This window comes from Formosa sediminum, from assembly GCF_007197735.1.
Classification (GTDB): Bacteria; Bacteroidota; Bacteroidia; order Flavobacteriales; family Flavobacteriaceae; genus Formosa; species Formosa sediminum.
In genome coordinates, this window is sequence record NZ_CP041637.1 from 1745863 (window position 1) to 1767152 (window position 21290).

A 21290-nucleotide genomic window follows, 5' to 3' on the forward strand; every position below is an offset into this window, starting at 1 on the left:
GTTTATTTTAATGGTTTTTTCTTAATCATTCCTCCTTTAATATCTTTTACTACTCCCATAATAATAAATGCATTTTTATCAATTTTATCAATTTCCGTTTCCATTTTAGCAAGTTCTAAACGTGTTACTATGGTGTAAATAATATCTTTCTCTCGTGCACCACCTTCTAAATGGTAGCCTCCTTTACCGGTGTAAATGGTGCAAGCACGTCTTAACTCTTCAGTAACCATTATACGGATGGCCTCATGTTTTTCAGAAATTATGGTTACACCTACATATTCTTCAACGCCATCTACAACAAAATCAACTGTTTTTGCTGCCGACATGTAAGTTAATATGGCATACAATGCAGTTTCAATAGAAAGAATGTAAGCGCCAAAAGAGAAAATAATTATGTTTATTAATAATAAAATATCCCCAACTGTCATTGATAATTTTCGTCCTAGAAAGAGCGCTAAAACCTCTGTACCGTCTATCACAGCACCACCTCTCATAGACATACCAATACCAAACCCTAGAAAGAATCCTCCGAAAACTGAAATTAGTAATTTATCGTCTGTTATCGTTGGGTAGTCTACATTATGAACTACAAAGGCTAAAAATGTAATAGCCGCTATACTTTTTAAAGCAAACTTAAGGTTAAAGGTTCTGGCGCCTAATATTATAAATGGTAGGTTAACTAATAAAAGTAAGTACCCTAAAGACAAGCCTGTTAAGTTTTCTAGAAGTAAAGAAATACCTGTTGCACCTCCATCGATAAATCGGTTTGGTAGTAAAAATCCTTTTAATCCAAAGCCAGCAGATACTACTCCAATCGCTATAAATATATATTCTTTTATGGCATGGCTAAGTTCTACTTGAAGGGTCCTAACCATAGGGACTACTTTTTTTAAACTAGCAGGCTCCGTCTCACTTGTCTCGAGTTTTTTTCGAGCAATTATAATAAGGAGTTTCGATACAAGTGAGTTCATAGACGTTTAGGTTTACCAGTTTAAGAAGAAGTATTTTATTTTTGCTGAATCAGGAATTTGAGAAGCCTCAATATTTAAATTCATATCGAATCTTAAGTTTGAAGGTAATTGTTCTTTATCAATAGTAAAGGATGCGTTTATTTCGTTTACAGATATTACTACAGATCTAATTAAATTATCGATGCTTGATATTTTGTAATGATCTTGAATGTCCTTAAACGTACTAAGTGTAGAAATTCCTTTTTCAGTTTTAAAACGCGAATCAAAAATTTGAACGGTTTTGATTACTGATGTAGAGTCCATTAACGTTTTTGGAGTTAATGTTAATAATTTTGAACCTCCTTTTTCAAAGATTTCTATTTCGTTAATACTTGTAGTAAACTCCCCACCAGGCACAAACTTTACTATAGAGTCGGTTTTAAAAATAGACTCTAAATCTTTAACTTGAGACGTTGAGGTTAAGTTACCAACACTTGTTTTTGTAATTGAAAAATTGTCGTTTTTAGTAGAACAACTAAAGCATGTAATAGCAATGATAGCTATGCTTAATATGGTTTTTTTCATGTTAAGATAATCTGATTTTTGTAATTTTTTTTGAGTCTGTGAAAATAGTTATTTTTTCATCACTTTAGTTAAAATTCCAAAAACACTTCTAATAAAAGTTGCGCTCGTTAACACTTTTACTATCGGGTTCATGACCGTGCTTTTACGTCTGGATGTTGTTTTTTTTGAGCGTTGTTCTTCACGCTCGGCTTCTTTTTCAGCCTCTGCTTCAGCACGATTTATTTTGTCGGTTAAAATTTCGTAAGCGCTTTCTCTGTCAATGGTTTGGTTGTATTTTTTTACTAATTTAGATTCTGAAATTAGCTCAGATAATTCAGTATCTGTTAAGATGTCCATACGGCTCATTGGAGCGCGCATCATAGTCGCTGCTAATGGAGTTGGCCTTCCTTTTTCATCTAAAGCAGAAATTAAAGCTTCTCCTGTTCCTAAATTAGTAAGTACGCTTTCTGTATCGTAATAAGCAGAATCTGGATAGTTTTGAGCGGTTAATTTAATTGCTTTACGGTCTTTGGCTGTGAAGGCACGTAACGCGTGCTGTATTTTTAATCCTAATTGCCCCAATACAGCTTCTGGAACATCTGTAGGATTTTGCGTTACAAAATATAAACCAACACCTTTACTACGTATTAACTTAACAATACTTTCTATTTGGTTTAGTAGTGCTTTAGAAGCTTCGCTAAAAATAAGATGCGCTTCATCAATAAAAATAACTAATTCAGGTCTGCCACTATCCCCTTGTTCTGGAAAAGTAGTGTAAATTTCTGCTAATAAACTTAACATAAAGGTTGAGAACAATTTTGGTTTGTCTTGAATATCTGTAAGTCTAAGAATATTAATGTATCCGCGACCATCACTATCAATTCGCGTTAAATCCTGAACATCAAAAGATGTTTCTCCAAAAAATAAATCGGCACCTTGTTGTTCTAGTTCTACAACTTTTCTTAAAATAGCACCGGTGGATGCTGTCGAGATTCTTCCGTAGGCTTCTTGGAATTCTGCTTTACCTTCTTGAGTTGCATATTGTAATATTTTTTTAAAATCTTTTAAATCAAGTAATGGTAATTTATTATCGTCGCAATATTTAAAAATAACAGAGACAATACCAGATTGGGTGTCTGTTAGGTCTAGGATTCTCGAGAGTAAAATTGGTCCAAATTCACTAACAGTGGCGCGAAGTCTAACGCCGTCTTGGTGAGAAAGGGTAAGGACATCTACAGGAAAACCTTTAGTAGTGTATTCAAGTCCAATTTTTTCATGGCGTGTCTCAATAAAATTATTGCTTACACCAGGTTTAGCTAATCCGCTTAAATCCCCTTTAATATCCATTAATAAAACAGGAATGCCTTGGTCAGAAAGTTGTTCTGCCATGACTTGTAAAGTTTTAGTTTTACCTGTACCTGTAGCACCGGCAATTAAACCATGTCTGTTTAACGTTTTTAAAGGTATATTTACATAGGCATTTTTTAAGGGGTTTTCATTTAATATGGCAGATCCCATAGTAATATAATCTCCTTTAAATGTATTTCCTTCAGTTATTTCCTTCAAAAAAGCGTCGTTGGTGGTCATAATTCTTAATTTTTTTATAAAAATAGTAATCTTAAAGGAATAGCCTTTAAATCTTTTTAAGATTTTATATGCTAACATAAATGTGTGAACTATCTTTGCACGTTATGAAGAAAGATATTCAAGAGTTGGTTAATAAAGGCGAAATGTTGCCTTTAATGGAAGAGTTTTATACCATACAAGGCGAAGGATTTTACAAAGGTACCGCAGCTTATTTTATAAGAGTAGGAGGGTGCGATGTAGGATGCCATTGGTGTGATGTAAAAGAAAGTTGGGATGCAGAATTGCATCCGCCAACCGAGACTTCTAAAATTGTTGAAAAAGCAGCACTACATAGTAAAACTATCGTGGTTACTGGTGGTGAACCTTTAACTTGGGATATGACGCCTTTAACAACGCAATTAAAAGCTAAAGGTTTGCAAGTGCATATTGAAACTTCAGGAGCTTATCCGTTAACTGGGGTTTGGGATTGGATTTGTTTATCGCCTAAAAAAATGAAATTACCAACACCAGAAGTATCGGCTAAAGCGCACGAATTAAAAGTAATTATTTTTAATAAAGACGATTTTAAATTTGCTGAAGAACAAGCTGCATTAGTAAATAAAGACTGTATTTTATACATGCAACCTGAATGGAGTAAACGTGATAAAATGATTCCTCAAATTGTAGAGTATGTAATGGCTAACCCAAAATGGAAAGTATCTTTACAAACTCATAAATATCTTAATATACCTTAGTGTATATACAGAGAAGAAAAGAATATAAAATAAAACATAAAAAGCGGTTTGTCTATATTATTTAGAAAAACCACTTTATAGTTTTATAAGCCTTTAAAAATTACTTGAAAGGTACAGAAACTCGAGTTGTTCCCCATCCTAAATACATGGTTTTTTCATCACTAAAAGTTATTGAAAATGCTTCAATAGACTCGGCATCTATAGATGCAATAGCATTGTAACGGGCAACATCTTGGTTTGGGTTGTAAGAATAAGCCCCCCAAGCATTAAGGTCTTTATTTAAAATCATTGTCCACATTTTTTCTCCTCTAATAGCAAATAAAGAATATGTTCCTGCTTTCACAAGAGTATCTCCAAAATAGGTGTCTTCGTAGAATGTGATTTCAGCAGATTCATTAGCGCCTAGTCTCCAAACCTTTCCTAAAGGCACTAAGTCGTATAACTCACGGCCGTTTAGTTGTGGTCTGCTGTAAACGACCTTGATTTTTTTATTAGAGTCTTTGTGGTTTGCGGGAAATGCCGCGGCATCCATTGGGCTTTTGTCTAATCCGTTAAATTTTTGTGCGTGCATTTCAGTAGTCATACTAAAAGCTACTAATAAACAGAATACCGAGGCTTTAAATAATTTCATCATAGTGTTTTTTGTTATTGAATATTAAGTCTTAGGTAAAGGTCGCTAATTTTTGCTAAACTTTACAAAATATAAATTTTGAAAGCATGTTTTTGTTGTTTGGTTTTAAATTTGCTTAAATTAATGTTATTTTGTTTTAATTTGTAATTAATATTAGGCTTGTTGTTTTATAATGTGAATGTTAAATGCATATTTGCTTAAGAATTAAAATAAAAGAGAATTTAAAATATATAAATTATGTGTGGAATTGTATGTGCATTCGATTTAAAACAAAAATCGGATGAATTAAGACCTCAGATTTTAGAAATGTCAAAAAAAATCCGTCACCGTGGACCAGACTGGAGTGGGATTTTTAGTAATGATAAAGCCATTTTGTCTCACGAACGTTTAGCTATTGTAGATCCAGCTTCAGGGAAACAACCTTTATTTAGCCCAGATGGAACTTTAGTTTTAGCAGCAAACGGAGAAATTTACAATCACCGCGAACTTCGTAAACAATTTGTAGGGAAATACAACTTTCAGACCGAATCAGATTGTGAAGTGATTCTAGCGTTATACAAAGAAAAAGGTGTAGATTTTGTTGATGAAATGAATGGAATCTTTGGTTTTGCTATATATGATGTAGAAAAAGATGAATATTTTGTGGCGCGTGACCATATGGGAATTATTCCTTTATATATAGGATGGGATCAAAATGGAACATTTTATGTTGCTTCAGAATTAAAAGCTTTAGAAGGACAATGTACTAAAATTGAATTGTTTCCTCCAGGGCACTATTTATCTAGCAAAGACGGAGAATTAGTAAAATGGTATAAGAGAGATTGGACTGAATACGATGCTGTTAAGGAAAATGAAACCAGTATTAAAGCGATAAAAGACGCTTTAGAAGCTGCAGTGCACAGACAATTAATGTCTGATGTGCCTTACGGAGTATTGCTTTCTGGAGGATTAGATTCTTCAGTTACTTCTGCAATTGCAAAAAAATATGCACAAAAACGTATTGAAAGTGACGATGAGTCTGATGCGTGGTATCCACAATTACACAGTTTTTCTGTAGGTTTAGAAGGGTCTCCAGATTTAGCCGCTGCTAGAAAAGTTGCAGATCATATTAAAACCATTCACCACGAAATTAAATTTACCATTCAAGAAGGTTTAGATGCTATTCGCGATGTCGTATATAACCTAGAAACTTACGATGTAACTACAATTCGTGCTAGCACGCCTATGTACTTAATGGCTCGTGTTATTAAGTCTATGGGAATTAAAATGGTATTATCTGGTGAAGGTGCAGACGAATTATTTGGAGGGTATTTATACTTCCATAAAGCGCCAAACGCACAAGAGTTTCATGAAGAAACTGTACGTAAATTAAGTAAACTGCATATGTATGATTGTTTACGTGCTAATAAAAGTTTAGCAGCTTGGGGTATTGAAGGGCGTGTACCATTCTTAGATAAAGAATTTATGGATGTTGCTATGCGTATCAATCCGCAAGATAAAATGATTAACGGCGAGCGTATGGAAAAATGGGTGGTTCGTAAAGCATTTGAAGATATGATTCCAGAAAGTGTAGCGTGGAGGCAAAAAGAACAATTTAGTGATGGTGTTGGCTATAGCTGGATAGATACTTTAAAAGAAGTTGTGGCTACAGAAGTTACAGACGAGCAATTAGCAAATGCTAAATATAAATTCCCGCTACAAACACCAACAACTAAGGAAGAGTTCTATTACCGTTCTATTTTCGCAGAGCATTTCCCTAGCGATGCAGCAGCATTATGTGTGCCACAAGAGGCAAGCGTAGCTTGTAGTACTAAAATAGCACTTGAATGGGATGAAGCGTTTAAAAACATGAACGATCCAAGCGGACGTGCTGTAGCAAATGTGCATACAGAAGCTTACAAATAAAATCTTAATTTCGCATTTTTATAATAAATTTAGTGTTTATAAAACCTCGAAATCTCTGTTATTAGAGATTTTGAGGTTTTTTTGATTTTAACACGATGTTAAAAAGTGGCTAAATTCAATTTAAAGCTATTTTTAGGCGTTTTTAGAGTGTTTTGTGTAATTAACAAATGTTGATAATTTTAAGCCTTCCTGCGTTAAATTGTTTTTAAAGTGCCTTTAAATTTGTATATTTGTTAGTATTCTAAATGGTGCGGATGCATCATTTTTTTTATGATTATAAATTAAAAAGTATAACATTTAATATTTTATGAGCGAAGAAGCTAAAAAACACAATTACTCGGCCGATAGTATACAGGCTTTAGAGGGAATGGAACATGTTAGAATGCGTCCATCCATGTATATTGGAGATGTTGGAGTAAGAGGTCTTCACCACTTAGTATATGAAGTTGTAGATAACTCTATTGATGAAGCCTTAGCAGGACATTGTGATACCATTAAAGTTATTATAAACGAAGATAACTCAATTACTACAGAAGATAATGGACGTGGTATTCCTGTAGATTTACATAAAAAAGAAGGTATATCTGCTCTAGAAGTAGTAATGACTAAAATTGGAGCCGGAGGTAAATTCGATAAAGATTCTTATAAAGTTTCTGGAGGTTTACATGGGGTAGGTGTAAGTTGTGTTAACGCGCTTTCTGAGCATTTAAAAGCAACCGTGTACAGAGATGGTACCATCTGGGAACAAGAATACGAACGTGGTAAATCACTGTATCCAGTAAAAGCAATTGGAGAAACGGACTTAAGAGGAACGGTAGTCACTTTTAAACCAGATCCAACCATATTTAAACAAACATTAGAGTATAGTTATGATACGCTAGCTAGCAGATTACGTGAATTAGCCTACCTTAATAAAGGAATTACTATTACTTTAATTGATAAAAGAGTAAAAAATGAAGCGGGAGAACATGATGTTGAAACGTTTTACTCTGATGAAGGTTTAAAAGAATTTGTTAAGTTTTTAGACGGAAACCGTGAGCCCCTTATTACAGAAGTTATTGCTTTTGAAGGAGAAAAAAATGATATTCCTGTTGAGGTTGCAATGATTTATAATACATCGTATGCCGAAAACTTACACTCGTATGTAAACAATATTAATACGCACGAAGGAGGTACACACCTTTCTGGTTTTAGACGTGGATTAACGCATACCTTAAAAAAATATGCAGATAGTTCTGGTTTAACAGAAAAGCTAAAGTTTGAAATTTCTGGAGACGATTTCCGTGAAGGGTTAACAGCAATTATTTCTGTTAAAGTTCAGGAGCCACAATTTGAAGGTCAAACAAAAACAAAATTAGGAAACAGAGAAGTTTCGGCTTCAGTAAGTCAGGCGGTTTCCGAAATGTTAACCGATTATTTAGAAGAGCACCCAGAAGATGCAAAGACAATTGTTCAGAAAGTTATTCTAGCCGCTCAAGCACGTCATGCTGCACAAAAAGCACGTGAAATGGTGCAACGTAAAACTGTAATGAGTATTGGTGGTTTGCCAGGAAAATTAAGTGACTGTTCAGAACAGGATCCTTCTAAATGTGAGGTGTTTCTTGTAGAGGGAGATTCGGCAGGTGGAACGGCTAAACAAGGTCGTGATCGTGCGTTTCAAGCAATATTACCATTACGTGGTAAAATTCTTAACGTTGAAAAAGCCATGCAACATAAGGTTTTTGAAAACGAAGAGATCAAGAATATCTTTACGGCCTTAGGTGTTACTATTGGTACTGAAGAAGATAGTAAAGCGCTTAATTTATCTAAACTACGTTACCATAAGGTGGTTATTATGTGTGATGCCGATATTGATGGTAGTCACATTGCTACTTTAATCTTAACGTTCTTCTTTAGATATATGAAAGAACTTATAGAAAACGGACATATTTATATTGCTACTCCACCATTGTATTTAGTTAAAAAAGGAGCAAAGAAAGAATATGCTTGGAGTGACTCTGAACGTGATGGTTTAGTTGAGCAGTTTGGAGGTTCGGCAAATATTCAGCGTTACAAAGGTCTTGGAGAAATGAATGCAGAACAACTTTGGGATACTACAATGAATCCTGCTTACAGAACACTAAGACAAGTAAATATTGATAATGGCGGCGAAGCTGATCGTATTTTCTCTATGTTAATGGGAGATGAAGTGCCACCACGTCGTGATTTTATCGAGAAAAATGCAGTATACGCTAATATTGATGCGTAATTATTATAACACCTTAAGCTTAATTTAAGGTGTTTTTTTTAACTATTTTTAAAATTTAACCCGTTTAAAATAGGGTAACTTATATTTATGTTAATTTGATAAATTACCGCTCATTATTGTAATATAATTATAATTAAGAGGTGCTTAAAGGGTTAATTATATTAAATGTGTTAAATTAGCAAAGAATAAAATATTTTTGAATCTTAAAATAAAAATAAAATGAAAGTAACAGTAGTTGGAGCAGGAGCAGTAGGTGCAAGTTGTGCAGAATATATTGCTATTAAAAACTTTGCTTCAGAAGTTGTATTGTTAGACATTAAAGAAGGTTTTGCAGAAGGTAAAGCTATGGATTTAATGCAAACAGCATCTTTAAATGGGTTCGACACAAAAATAACAGGTGTAACTAATGACTATAGCAAAACAGCTGGTAGTGATGTTTGCGTTATTACAAGTGGTATTCCTAGAAAACCAGGAATGACAAGAGAAGAACTTATTGGTATTAATGCAGGTATTGTAAAAAATGTATCAACAAGTTTATTAGAGCATTCTCCTAACATGATTCTTATTGTTGTAAGTAACCCTATGGATACCATGACGTATTTAGCTCATAAAGCTACAGGTTTACCAAAAAATAGAATTATCGGAATGGGTGGAGCATTAGATTCTGCGCGTTTTAAATATAGATTAGCAGAAGCTTTAGGTGCGCCTATTAGTGATGTAGATGGTATGGTAATTGGTGGACATAGCGATACAGGTATGTTCCCATTAACACGTTTAGCTACTAGAAATAGTGTGCCAGTTTCAGAATTTTTATCTGAAGAACGTTTAAATCAAGTCAAAGAAGATACTAAAGTTGGTGGAGCTACATTAACTAAATTATTGGGTACTTCTGCTTGGTATGCACCAGGTGCAGCTGTATCAGGAATGGTACAAGCAATTGCTTGCGATACTAAAAAAATATTCCCATGTTCAGCATTATTAGATGGTGAATATGGTTTATCAGATATTTGTTTGGGTGTACCAGTTGTTTTAGGTAAAGATGGTATCGAAAAAATAGTAGATATTTCTCTTAATGACGAAGAAAAATCACATTTAGCTGCAAGTGCAGAAGGTGTAAGTAAAACAAACGGATTATTAGAATTCTAATTGTTTTTTAAATATTCTTATTAAAAACGACTGTCTGAGAGGGCAGTCGTTTTTTTGTCTTATTTTGTAGTGTTTGCAATTTCCAAATATAGAGTATAATGCGTATTTAGTCTTGTAAATTTAACAGTAATAATAGCGTTGTAACATTGGTGAAAAATGAGATATTCCGTAAATTAGTAGTATAATCTATATACGTTATGGGACCAATAATTGTAGCTACAAATTTCTCCAAATTATCTGACAATGCAGAATTGTATGCAGCAGCATTAGCTAAGCATTTTAATGTTAAACTTATTCTTTTTAATGCCTTTCAAATTCCGCTACACGCATCTAACACTTTGCTATCTGCTACATCTATTAATAACTTGATGCAAAATAATGTGGATCGGTTAGAAATTACAGCAAAAAGTTTAAATAAAGAATTTGGTATAGAGGTAGATTACGATTGTAGATTTGCACAATTAGAGTTTAATATCGAAGATGTTATGTATGCTAACGAAGCGTCATTGTTAGTTATAGGTATGTCTCCAAAATCTTTAGAGCAAAACCTAATAGGAAATCCCACCACAACTTTAATAAGTATGAAAAAATTTCCCGTGTTGGCCATTCCAATTCATGCAAAATTTAAAGGGATGAAGAAAATTCTTTTTGCGTGCGATTTAATGGAAGATGTACCTCTAAAAACCTTAGCGAAACTGCGCCAAATTTCAACAAAATTGAAATCTGAAGTCACTGTGTTTTATGTAGATAAAATGATAGACGAATTAAAATTTAATACATCTACACTCGGAAATATTGATAAGCAATTAGCGAAAGTAGACTATGTTTATAAAAATGTTAAATCTGATGCTGTTATTGAAGAAATTGAAAAAGAAATAAAAACATTTCATTCTGACTTATTAGTAATGATACCTCGTGAATATGGATTTTGGGAATCTTTAATTCATAAAAGTAAAACACGAGTTATGGCTTCGGGTTTAAATATTCCTTTATTATCAATTCCGGTAAAATAATGTAGCTTTTATAAATGAATTCAAAATGGTTTCCTAGTTATTTTATTGTACAGAAAATGATTTAAAACCCTGTTGATAATAAACTAATAACGATAGAAACTAATCTTAATTTTTTTATATATTTGGCGCATGAATTTGAAATGGTACTTTAGTACTTTAATAGTAAGTGTTGCTCTGTTTTTTGGTGTTGTTAGTCAGCAGCAAAATGTAGTGCCTAACCAGGAAATTGTGTTGCAGTATTCTGGTGATGCTGCTGTGCAAGATAAATCCGATTATGCCATTTCAATTGTTAAGCAGCAATTAAAAAATATTGGTGCAGAAAACATTCAAGTGAGTGAAACCTTAGAAGGGGTTTTAAAGATTACTTACTATTCTGATTCTGATGTAGATCGTATCAAAGAAATCCTGTCAGACGATGAGGCTTTTGAGTTTGATAATTCTAAACAGGACTCTTTACCTACCAATGATGAACAGGCTGTAACCTACAATTTTGATGTATTTGAGATTCATAACGGATCTGATTTTGCATTTAGTCATGCTGGTAAAATAGCAGTAGAGCTTAAAGCGAGCAGTCATCATTTTAATAACACCAATTCTCATACTTGCGTAAATAATACGGCTCATCTTATAGCCTTACCTTCCATTAAGGTTGCTTATAAAATTCATAAAGATGTAGCGTTAGCAATAGATAATAATTCTAAAAAAATACCTGAAGTTAGGGCAGGGCCTCGAGTTTAAGGAGTTGTTTAAAAATACTATGCTTAAACATACGTCTCTCTTACTTATAGACGTATTTATCTCCAAATTTTGAACATGCTATATTTACTAGTATGTATTCTAGCAAAGCATATCTGCTTAAAAGCTAAATTTTACTTTAACAAAAACAAAACATTACATATCTAACAGTCAAATAAGAATTGTTAGAAGGTCAAAATATTGATTAATAAATAATTAAATAATGCAGAATAAAGGATTAGTAAAGTTGTTTGCAGTCTTATTCGGTTTGGTAAGTATTTACCAATTATCGTTTACATTTAAAGCAAACAGTATAGACGACGCTGCTAAAGCGTACGCAAACGGAGACTCAGTAAAAGAGGCTCAGTATTTAGATTCATTGTCAACCGAAAAAGTATTCGACTTAGGAATTGCAGATTACACTTATAGCGAAGTGAAAGACAAGGCTATGAATCTTGGACTTGACCTTAAAGGAGGGATTAACGTTATCCTTCAAGTATCTGTAAAAGATATCTTAAAAGGATTAGCAAACCATACAAGCGATCCAGCGTTTAACAAAGCGTTAGATGATGCTTCAGAACTTCAAAAAAACAGTCAGAATACTTATTTAGAAGATTTCTATATTGCTTTTGATAAAATTAAAGGAGATACAAAATTAGCTTCTCCAGATATTTTTGCAAACAGAGCATTAAGTGAAGAAATCACGTTTGATATGACTGATGATCAAGTGAAGCCTATAATCAGTAAGAAAATAGACGAATCTATCACTTCAGCATTTGAAGTATTACGTAAGCGTATTGATGAATTTGGTGTAACTTCTCCAAACATTCAACGTTTAGGGGAGTCTGGACGTATATTAGTAGAACTTCCAGGTGTTAAAGATGTAGAGCGTGCAAAAAAATTATTACAAAGTACTGCGCAATTAGAATTTTGGGATGTGTATAAAGGAGAAACATTTATTCCTTTTATTATTCAGGCAAACAATGTACTAAAAGAAGAATTAGCGTCTAAAACTGAAACTACTGAAGAAGCTACAACAGAAACATCTGAAACAGATTCACAAATTGATGATTTATTAGGGGAAGCAGTTACAGATTCTACAAAAGTAGATGAAAACCCGTTATTAGATTTAATTGTTGGTCAAGGATACCAAGGTGGTCCAATCGTAGCTCAGTTTGATGTTAAAGATAAACAAACTGTTTTAGATTACTTAAACAGACCAGACATTAGAGCATTACTTCCTGCAGAGCAACGTTACGTTAAATTTGCTTTTGGAATGCCAGAACAAAACAGTACAGCTGTTGGTCTTTATGCTTTAATCGGAAATAGAGAAAATGTTCCTCCAATGAGTGGTGCTGTAGTAACAAATGCAACACAACAATACGATCAATTAGGAAAACCTGCTGTTTCTATGCAAATGAATGCAAAAGGAGCTAAAGTATGGGAAGAAATGACTGGTAAAGCTTATGCGCAACAAAGTCAAATTGCTATTGTTTTAGATAATATTGTATACTCTGCACCAGGAGTTACAACAGGTGCTATTTCAGGTGGGAATTCAGAAATTTCAGGAAACTTTACTTTAAATGAAGCAGTCGATTTAGCAAATGTTTTACGTGCAGGAAAATTACCAGCTTCAGCAGATATTATTCAAAGTGAAGTAGTAGGACCATCTTTAGGTCAAGAAGCTATCGATAGCGGAGAAATTTCTTTTGTTATTGCTTTGGTATTAGTATTAGTATGGATGTTGTTTTACTATGGTAAAGCAGGTGGATTTGCAGATATTGCAATGGCTTTAAATATTTTATTAATATTTGGTGTACTATCAGGATTAGGAGCGGTATTAACATTGCCTGGTATTGCCGGTATTGTTTTAACTATAGGGATGTCTGTAGATGCGAACGTATTGATTTTTGAACGTATTCGAGAAGAAATCTCTAATGGTAAAGGACAAAGAGAAGCTATACAAGACGGATTTAGTAATGCATTATCGTCTATTTTAGATGCTAACATTACAACAGGTTTAACAGCTTTAATTTTATTTGTTTTTGGTACAGGACCTATTAAAGGTTTTGCTACGACTTTATTAATTGGTATTGTAACGTCTTTATTTACGGCAATTTTTATAACTAGATTAATAATTGACTGGTACATTAACCGTGGTGGAAATTTAGATTTTTCAACAGCGATTACTAAAAAACTATTCAGAAATATTAATATCGAATTCTTGAAAAAACGTAAAATAGCTTACATTATTTCAGGAACTTTAATTGTTGTTAGTTTAGGATCTTTATTTACAAATGGATTAGACCAAGGTGTAGATTTTGTTGGAGGTAGAAATTACCAAGTGCGTTTTAATGAATCTATTACACCTTCAGAATTGTTACCTGCATTAAACGATGCTTTTGGAAGTGCTGATGCTAAAACATTTGGTAGCTCTAATCAAGTAAAAATTACGACTAAATATAAAGTAAACGAAACAAGTGCTGAAGTTGATGAGCAAATCAGAAAAGATTTATACACCGCTTTAGAATCACACTTAACAGGAATTTCTTACGCAGACTTTATTAGTGATAACCAACACAAAACTGTTGGTTTAATGAAATCTTATAAAGTAAGTCCAACCATTGCAGATGATATTAAAAAAGAATCATTCTGGGCGGTATTAGGGTCTTTAATTGTGGTATTCTTATATATCTTATTCCGTTTTAAAAAGTGGCAATATTCATTAGGTGCAGTATCTGCTGTGTTCCATGATGTTATTATTGTATTAGGAGTTTTCTCTTTAACATATAAGTTTATGCCTTTTAATATGGAAATAGATCAAGCATTTATTGCAGCAATCTTAACTGTAATTGGTTACTCTTTAAACGACACCGTGGTTGTATTTGATAGAATTCGTGAGTATTTCCATGAACATACAGGATGGGGCTTAAATAAAGTGGTAAATGTATCGTTAAGCAGTACGCTTAGTAGAACATTAAATACGTCACTTACAACTTTAGTTGTATTATTAGCAATCTTTGCTTTTGGTGGCGATTCCATACGTGGGTTTATGTTTGCATTAATTGTTGGAGTTGTAGTAGGTACATATTCATCATTATTTATTGCTACACCTATCATGTTCGATACGTTAGCTAATTCTGAAAAGAAAAGAAAATTAAAAGAAGGAGACGATATTACTGCATAAGTAAATTAAGTACTCCATGATTATAAAGCCTTCTAAACTTACGTTTAGAAGGCTTTTTTATTTGTAATTAGTACTGTTTTAAGTCTAAGAAAGTTTGCGTAAATAATTCCGAAGCTATTTTAATACGAAGTTTTAATTTTTTTTACGTTAATCAACAAAACCACTGATTAAAAAAATGGATATAATGCTTATAGTGAATGTACTATGCTTAAAATATTCGTTAGAATTTAATTATCAATAATTTTATAGTGTTTTAATTTTTATTTTCATAATAATACGTATTAATTTCATATTTACTAGTTTTTTACTTAAATAATTAAGTATTAATACTTACTTTTGAATTAAGTAATCGAATAATAACTACGTATATGAAAAAAGTAATAGTTGTAGGAAACGGCATGGTTGGGTATAAGTTTTGTGAAAAATTTGTAGCCAAAGAAGGAAGTGAGGCTTATAAAATAACTGTTTTTGGCGAAGAGCCAAGACCTGCATACGATCGTGTTCATTTAAGTGAATTTTTCGAGAGCCAAGATGCTAAAGCCTTAGAAATGGCGCCTAGGTCTTGGTACGAAGAACATAATATAGAGTTAATTACAGATGTTCGTATTACAGATATTCATAGAGATAAAAAAACAGTAACCAGCGTTAATGATGAAGCATACAGTTATGATTACTTAGTATTGGCAACGGGGTCTTCTGCATTTGTACCGCCTATTAAAGGTGTAGAAAAAGAAGGGGTTTTTGTTTATAGAACCATTGAAGATTTAGAAGGTATGCTTGCCTATGCAGCTAAGTTAAAGGCTAAAAAACCTAATGCTAAAGCTGCTGTTCTTGGTGGCGGATTGTTAGGTTTAGAGGCCGGTAAAGCAGTAATGGACATGGGTTTGGAACCTCATATTGTAGAATTTGCTCCTAAACTTATGCCAAGACAATTAGATTCTAGAAGTAGTCAAGTGTTACAATTGAAATTGGAATCAATTGGATTGAATATTCATTTAAGTAAAGCTACAAATCAAATTCTTGGAGACGAAGGCTATATCACCGGATTGGAGTTTGGTGAAGATGATAAACTGGATGTAGAAATGTTAATCATTTCTGCAGGTATACGTCCGCGTGACGAACTTGGAAAAACTTGTGATTTAGAAATGGGAGTTCGTGGCGGAATTGTAGTAGATAATAAAATGCAAACGTCAGATCCTAATATTTTTGCAATAGGAGAAGTGGCCTTATATAACCAAATGATTTATGGATTAGTCGCTCCTGGTTACGATATGGCCGAAATTGCGGCGAGTCAAATTTTGGGGCAAGTAGAAGTCTTAATGCCTGACGAAATAGATATGTCTACCAAACTAAAATTAATTGGTGTAGATGTGGCTAGTTTTGGAGAGCCTTTTATGCCAGCTTCTAAAGGGCATTCGGTTATTTTCGAAAACAAAACACAGCATTTATATAAGCGTATTAACGTAAGTTTAGATGGTAAAAGCTTATTGGGAGGAATCTTGGTTGGCGATGCTTCAGATTATAATATGTTGCATCAAGTGTATTTAAACGGTATGGCCATTCCCGAAGATGCGGCGCAACTTATTTTACCAGCTACTGAAGGCGGGGCTTTTGGTAGTGCATTAGATTTGCCAGATGAGGCTCAAATATGTTCTTGCGAGAATGTGAGTAAAGGTCAGATTTGTGGTGCGATTAAAGATGGTTCTTGTCAAGATTTAGCAGGAGTAATCTCAGCAACAAAAGCGAGTACAAGCTGCGGTGGATGTAAACCTATGGTTACCGATTTAGTAAACGAAACCCTTAAATCTTTAGGTAAAACCGTTAAAAATGTAATTTGTGAGCATTTTGATTACAGCCGCCAAGAATTATATGGTATTATAAAAGTAAAAAAACTAACAAGCTTTAACGAGGTTTTAGATGCTTGTGGTACGGGGCATGGTTGCGAAACTTGTAAGCCTGTGGTATCTTCAATTTTTGCAAGTTTATATAATGTTACACCAAATAAAGAAGATGTTACTCAAGATACCAACGATAAATTCTTAGCCAACATTCAGCGTAACGGAACGTATTCTGTAGTGCCAAGAATTGCCGGAGGAGAAATTACGCCTGAAGGATTAATTGTCTTAGGGCAAATAGGTGCTAAATATAATTTATATACCAAAATTACGGGAGGTGCTCGTATAGATTTCTTCGGAGCGCAACTAAACGACTTACCTGCCATTTGGAAAGAATTAATTGATGCTGGTTTTGAAAGCGGACATGCCTATGGTAAATCGTTACGAACGGTAAAAAGTTGTGTGGGGTCTACCTGGTGTCGTTATGGTTTAGATGAAAGTGTCTCTTTTGCAATTGCTTTAGAAAATAGATACAAAGGGTTGCGTTCTCCTCATAAAATTAAAGGCGGTGTGTCTGGATGTATTCGAGAATGTGCAGAGGCTAGAGGAAAAGACTTCGGAGTTATAGCAGTAGAAGGTGGCTGGAACTTATATGTTGGCGGAAACGGTGGCGCTACACCTAGACATGCCGAATTACTTGCAGAAAAAATAGATAACGAAACAGTTATTAAATACATAGATCGCTATTTAATGTACTATATACAAACTGCTGCACCGTTAATGCGTACAGCAGCATGGTTAGATAAGTTAGAAGGCGGTATTGAGCAACTAAAAAAAATAGTGATTGACGACAGTTTAAATATAGCTGAAGAGTTAGAAAAAGATATGCAATTTCTAGTAGATGCTTACGAATGTGAGTGGAAGCAAGCTATAGAAAATGAAGATATGAAAAAACGTTTCAGTCATTTTGTAAATTCAGAAGATCGCGATGATAACTTAGTTTTTGTACCGCTTAGAGAGCAAAAAATGCCGAAACATTGGGAAAAAGAAACGAAAGCAGCAGTCATATAATTTTTAATAAAATCATGGTTTTAAAATAAAAAGTATGGAACAATTAGCATCAAAATATAAAACAGTTAAAGAAAGTGACGTTAAAATTTGGTTTAAAGCAGCTCCTGTAGAAGCTTTTCCAAAAGATGGTGGCGCTTGTGTAAAATATAAAGATTTACAAATAGCAGTATTTAATTTTTCAAGACTTAATACATGGTATGCCTGTCAAAATTTATCACCAGAAAAAAAAGAAATGGTATTGTCTAGAGGAATGTTAGGAGATTATAAAGGCATACCAAAGATTGCGTGTCCATTACATAAAAAAACTTTTTCATTAGAAACCGGCGAAAACCTAAATGGCGATCTAGACCCTATTGCAATTTATCCTGTAAAAATAGAAAACAACGTTGTGTATATCGGATTTTCTGAATAGATTTGATAGATATCCAAAACATAATTAACCGTGAGTACAAAATTTGAACAGGCTATAGCATTAATTGATGAAAAAAATGCTCAAGACTTAAATCGTGAAATTGATAATGGTAAATCTGTCCCTAAAGAATTGTTGTACTCTCAGCGTATGACAGCTTGTTTGTTAGATTATATGCCTACAGCTTCCGAAGCTTTACAAATAGCTGTTCGAGCTCAACATATTTGTCGTTGGGAGATTCCTAGAAAGGCATATCCTATGACTAAAGCGGGATACATGAATTGGCGCAACGATCTTAAAAAAATGCACGCCAGTTTAACTGCAGAGATTTTAGAATCGGTTGGTTATGATGACGATTTTATAGCACGCGTTAAATTTATTATTAGTAAAAAAGCACTTAAAAAAGATCCAGATTCGCAGACTTTAGAAGATGTGGTTTGTTTAGTGTTTCTTCAGTATTATTTTGAAGATTTTGCAAAAAAACATGAAATCGATAGGTTGATAGATATAGTTCAAAAAACTTGGCGAAAAATGTCTGATGCAGGACATAAAAAAGCAATGACTATACCATTTTCAGAATCTATTTTAAATCTTATAAAAGAAGCATTAGCTTAAATACAAGTATTGAATGAATGACTTAAGTAGTACGTTAGATAATAGTACATTTAATAGGCTACGTCGTTTATATATTATTGCATTAGGAGCAATTGCATGCTCCGTTTTTATAAGTCAGCTTATTGTACGCAATTTTTTGCAAGATCAGCAGGACGACTCTACTGTTATTAATGTTGCCGGTCGTCAACGTATGCTTAGTCAGAAATTAAGCAAAGAAGTGCTATTAATAGCTAATACTACAGATATTTCTAAACGTTTATTACTAAAAGACACTTTAAATAAAACCATTAAGCGATGGAAAACGGCGCATATAGCTTTACAACAGGGCAGTGATAGCTTAAAAGTCTCTGGTACAAACAGCGATAAAATTATTGAAATGTTTTCCCGATTGGAGGTCAAGTTTTTGGCTATGTATCAAGCGTCTCAGAGCATTATTTCAAAAATAGAACAAAATCCCACAATAGATCAAGCTTTTCTTGAACCTGATGTAAAACAAGTTACTGCTAACGAATATCAATTTTTAACAATTATGGATACGATTGTTAATCAATATGATGTAGAAGCTAATGAAAAGGTAAATCTATTACGCAATTGGGAGTTGTTTTTAATGGTATTTACACTATTATTATTATTTCTTGAATTTTTATTCATTTTCAAACCTACTGCTAAAATGGTTAAAGAGACCATTACAAGGTTATTGCATTCTGAACAAAAAGCTATTAAAGCAGCTTATGAAGCCGATGAGTTAAGAGAAGAAAATGAAAAATCTGTTAAAGAACTCCGAGTACTAAATCAAGCTATGGATAAAGCCTTGTTGTTTGCAAGAGTAACACCAGAAGGCGCAATTTTACATATAGGAGAAAAATTTTCTAAACTTTTTGAACACTCTAAGTTTAATATTAATATAAATTTTTCTGAGTTAATTACTACCGAAAAAAAAGGACAACAGTATATTGATCACATTTTAAAAACCTATTATAAATCGGGATGGCAAGGCGAAATTAAAGCAACTAAAACCACGGGAGAATTGCTTTGGTTAGAAATGTATATCATTCCAATTTATTCTAAAATTGAAAAATCTGAAATTCTAATTATCGCTTCAGATATTACTGAAAAAAAAGAAGCGCAATTAGAAGTCGAATCGTTAACAAAATTGAGTTACGAAGAGAAGATGAATCAACAGAAAATTATTTCTAGTAAAATTATAGAAAACCAGGAGCAAGAACAAAATCGAATTGCCAAAGATATACACGATGGGATTGGCCAAATGTTAACGGGTTTAAAATATAATTTAGAAAGCGTAAATCTAAATGATTTAGAAAAGGCGACTACCAAAATAGAATTGCTCAAAAATTTAACCGCCGATATTATTCAAGGTGTTCGTGCAGCTACTTTTAATTTAACACCTCCAGAATTGAGCGATTATGGTATTGTGCCAGCACTCGCAAAACTTACACAAGAACTTGCAAAACTTACAGGTAAAACTATAGAAATTTATAACCGTAAAAATTTTAATAAACGTTTAGATTCTTTAGTAGAAATTAATATCTATCGCATCACTCAAGAAGCAATTAATAATGCCATAAAATATGCCGATTCTACATATATTTTAGTTTCTATTTTTCATACAGACACTATGTTAAGTATTACGATTGATGATGATGGTAAAGGATTTGATGTCAATCGTCCTAAAAATATTAAAACTGGAGTAGGAGGTATGGGAATGACGTTTATGAATGAAAGAATTAATTATATTAACGGTAGGCTGTTTTTAAATTCATCTCCAGAAACAGGTACCCGAATTACATTAAATATCCCAATTTAATTAGATGTTTTTACTTATTTTTTGGTTATTTTGCTACGTATTAAATAGAATGTTTTTAAGTATATGATAAATGTAATATTGGCGGACGATCATATTTTGGTTCGTGATGGAATTAAATCTTTATTAGAAGATCAAGAAGGTGTACATGTTATAGCAGAAGCATCTAATGGGAAAGAAGCTTTAGAGATTGTAGCTTTAAAACGCCCTGATGTCCTCATTGTAGATATTCGAATGCCTGAAATGAATGGGATAGAAGTGGTCGCCGAATTAAAAAAAAATAATATAGCTATAAAAACTTTAGTGCTTTCCATGCACGATTCTGAGGAGTATGTATTAAACGCAATAAACGCAGGAGCAGATGGTTACTTGTTAAAAGGATCTAGTAAAGAAGAGTTTATGAAAGCCTTACATATGATTGCTAGCGGTGGAAAATATTTTACAGGAGATATATCTTCCATAATAGTGAATAGTATGATGAACAATGGAGGACATCTGTCTCAAGCACAAGAAGTCCCAGAACCCACTTTTAAACTAACAAAACGTGAAAAACAAATTTTAGGTTTGGTGTTAGATGGGAAAAGTAATAAGGAAATAGCTGAAGATTTAGATGTTAGTAAGCGAACTGCCGAGGTTCATCGGTTCAATTTAATGAAAAAACTTGAAGTGAAAAATTTAATTGAATTAACTAAAGTAGCTTCTAAGTATAAGTTGGTGTAGCCTATATCATTATATTATAGCTTTTTAGGTCTAATTTTTAAAGGATTAATAATTTAAGCTTGAAATTTTACTATCTACGTAATAATTGAAAAATTACGTATATTTTTACGTATAAATT

Annotated in this window: 16 protein-coding genes; 12 read left to right on the forward strand and 4 right to left on the reverse strand. The window is 33.2% G+C overall.

What is annotated here, in order from left to right; genetic code table 11:
- Nucleotides 1–2: 2 nt before the first annotated feature.
- From FNB79_RS07670 to FNB79_RS07680, 3 genes are read right to left on the reverse strand one after another with little or no spacing between them, the layout of a single operon-like run.
- The gene (locus tag FNB79_RS07670) at nucleotides 3–971 is read right to left on the reverse strand and encodes a YitT family protein (RefSeq protein WP_143380753.1); all 969 of its coding nucleotides are present in this window, start codon (nucleotides 969–971) and stop codon (nucleotides 3–5) included.
- Nucleotides 972–983: 12 nt separating this feature from the next.
- Complete coding sequence (locus FNB79_RS07675; protein WP_143380754.1) at nucleotides 984–1535, reverse strand: hypothetical protein; 552 nt, start codon at nucleotides 1533–1535, stop codon at nucleotides 984–986.
- Between the two features lie 48 nt (nucleotides 1536–1583).
- Nucleotides 1584–3101: a helicase HerA-like domain-containing protein gene (locus FNB79_RS07680; RefSeq protein ID WP_143380755.1), complete on the reverse strand. Its 1518-nt coding sequence runs from the start codon at nucleotides 3099–3101 to the stop codon at nucleotides 1584–1586.
- Nucleotides 3102–3205: 104 nt separating this feature from the next.
- On the opposite strand from FNB79_RS07680, the gene FNB79_RS07685 reads away from it, so the two are divergent.
- Nucleotides 3206–3835: a 7-carboxy-7-deazaguanine synthase QueE gene (locus tag FNB79_RS07685; RefSeq protein ID WP_185967856.1), complete on the forward strand. Its 630-nt coding sequence runs from the start codon at nucleotides 3206–3208 to the stop codon at nucleotides 3833–3835.
- A gap of 100 nt (nucleotides 3836–3935) precedes the next feature.
- On the opposite strand, the gene FNB79_RS07690 is transcribed toward FNB79_RS07685, so the two are convergent.
- On the reverse strand, nucleotides 3936–4469 hold the full coding sequence (locus tag FNB79_RS07690; protein WP_143380757.1) for a DUF2911 domain-containing protein: 534 nt from the start codon (nucleotides 4467–4469) through the stop codon (nucleotides 3936–3938).
- A 234-nt stretch (nucleotides 4470–4703) separates the two neighbouring features.
- Here FNB79_RS07690 and asnB point away from each other — a divergent pair, with 234 nt between their 5' ends.
- The 11 genes from asnB (at nucleotide 4704) to FNB79_RS07745 (ending at nucleotide 21172) form a co-directional block, all read left to right on the forward strand.
- Nucleotides 4704–6371, forward strand: a complete 1668-nt coding sequence (gene asnB, locus FNB79_RS07695) for an asparagine synthase B (protein WP_143380758.1) — start codon at nucleotides 4704–4706, stop codon at nucleotides 6369–6371.
- A gap of 307 nt (nucleotides 6372–6678) precedes the next feature.
- Nucleotides 6679–8619: a DNA topoisomerase (ATP-hydrolyzing) subunit B gene (gene gyrB, locus FNB79_RS07700; protein WP_143380759.1), complete on the forward strand. Its 1941-nt coding sequence runs from the start codon at nucleotides 6679–6681 to the stop codon at nucleotides 8617–8619.
- A 219-nt stretch (nucleotides 8620–8838) separates the two neighbouring features.
- Nucleotides 8839–9765 (forward strand): malate dehydrogenase, encoded by a 927-nt coding sequence (mdh, locus tag FNB79_RS07705; RefSeq protein WP_143380760.1) that lies wholly within the window; start codon nucleotides 8839–8841, stop codon nucleotides 9763–9765.
- Nucleotides 9766–9962: 197 nt separating this feature from the next.
- A complete protein-coding gene (locus FNB79_RS07710; RefSeq protein ID WP_143380761.1) occupies nucleotides 9963–10778 on the forward strand; it encodes a universal stress protein in 816 nt (271 codons plus the stop codon).
- A gap of 129 nt (nucleotides 10779–10907) precedes the next feature.
- Nucleotides 10908–11516 carry a hypothetical protein gene (locus FNB79_RS07715; protein WP_143380762.1) on the forward strand — a complete coding sequence of 203 codons (609 nt, stop codon included), beginning with the start codon at nucleotides 10908–10910 and terminating at the stop codon, nucleotides 11514–11516.
- Nucleotides 11517–11736: 220 nt separating this feature from the next.
- Nucleotides 11737–14700, forward strand: a complete 2964-nt coding sequence (secDF, locus tag FNB79_RS07720; protein WP_143380763.1) for a protein translocase subunit SecDF — start codon at nucleotides 11737–11739, stop codon at nucleotides 14698–14700.
- 368 nt (nucleotides 14701–15068) lie between these two features.
- Nucleotides 15069–17606, forward strand: a complete 2538-nt coding sequence (gene nirB, locus FNB79_RS07725; RefSeq protein ID WP_143380764.1) for a nitrite reductase large subunit NirB — start codon at nucleotides 15069–15071, stop codon at nucleotides 17604–17606.
- A gap of 34 nt (nucleotides 17607–17640) precedes the next feature.
- Complete coding sequence (gene nirD, locus FNB79_RS07730; protein ID WP_143380765.1) at nucleotides 17641–18018, forward strand: nitrite reductase small subunit NirD; 378 nt, start codon at nucleotides 17641–17643, stop codon at nucleotides 18016–18018.
- 30 nt (nucleotides 18019–18048) lie between these two features.
- Nucleotides 18049–18630, forward strand: coding sequence for a DUF4202 domain-containing protein (locus tag FNB79_RS07735; protein ID WP_143380766.1), 582 nt, complete (start codon nucleotides 18049–18051; stop codon nucleotides 18628–18630).
- 13 nt (nucleotides 18631–18643) lie between these two features.
- Nucleotides 18644–20455 carry an ATP-binding protein gene (locus FNB79_RS07740; protein WP_143380767.1) on the forward strand — a complete coding sequence of 604 codons (1812 nt, stop codon included), beginning with the start codon at nucleotides 18644–18646 and terminating at the stop codon, nucleotides 20453–20455.
- Between the two features lie 63 nt (nucleotides 20456–20518).
- Complete coding sequence (locus FNB79_RS07745; RefSeq protein ID WP_143380768.1) at nucleotides 20519–21172, forward strand: response regulator transcription factor; 654 nt, start codon at nucleotides 20519–20521, stop codon at nucleotides 21170–21172.
- Nucleotides 21173–21290 lie beyond the last annotated feature (118 nt).

Coding starts and splice junctions, on each gene's coding strand:
- FNB79_RS07670 (WP_143380753.1), bottom strand. CDS start 971: ATGAACTCACTTGTATCGAAACTCCTTATTATAATTGCTCGAAAAAAA.
- FNB79_RS07675 (WP_143380754.1), bottom strand. CDS start 1,535: ATGAAAAAAACCATATTAAGCATAGCTATCATTGCTATTACATGCTTT.
- FNB79_RS07680 (WP_143380755.1), bottom strand. CDS start 3,101: ATGACCACCAACGACGCTTTTTTGAAGGAAATAACTGAAGGAAATACA.
- FNB79_RS07685 (WP_185967856.1), top strand. CDS start 3,206: ATGAAGAAAGATATTCAAGAGTTGGTTAATAAAGGCGAAATGTTGCCT.
- FNB79_RS07690 (WP_143380757.1), bottom strand. CDS start 4,469: ATGATGAAATTATTTAAAGCCTCGGTATTCTGTTTATTAGTAGCTTTT.
- asnB (WP_143380758.1), top strand. CDS start 4,704: ATGTGTGGAATTGTATGTGCATTCGATTTAAAACAAAAATCGGATGAA.
- gyrB (WP_143380759.1), top strand. CDS start 6,679: ATGAGCGAAGAAGCTAAAAAACACAATTACTCGGCCGATAGTATACAG.
- mdh (WP_143380760.1), top strand. CDS start 8,839: ATGAAAGTAACAGTAGTTGGAGCAGGAGCAGTAGGTGCAAGTTGTGCA.
- FNB79_RS07710 (WP_143380761.1), top strand. CDS start 9,963: ATGGGACCAATAATTGTAGCTACAAATTTCTCCAAATTATCTGACAAT.
- FNB79_RS07715 (WP_143380762.1), top strand. CDS start 10,908: ATGAATTTGAAATGGTACTTTAGTACTTTAATAGTAAGTGTTGCTCTG.
- secDF (WP_143380763.1), top strand. CDS start 11,737: ATGCAGAATAAAGGATTAGTAAAGTTGTTTGCAGTCTTATTCGGTTTG.
- nirB (WP_143380764.1), top strand. CDS start 15,069: ATGAAAAAAGTAATAGTTGTAGGAAACGGCATGGTTGGGTATAAGTTT.
- nirD (WP_143380765.1), top strand. CDS start 17,641: ATGGAACAATTAGCATCAAAATATAAAACAGTTAAAGAAAGTGACGTT.
- FNB79_RS07740 (WP_143380767.1), top strand. CDS start 18,644: ATGAATGACTTAAGTAGTACGTTAGATAATAGTACATTTAATAGGCTA.
- FNB79_RS07745 (WP_143380768.1), top strand. CDS start 20,519: ATGATAAATGTAATATTGGCGGACGATCATATTTTGGTTCGTGATGGA.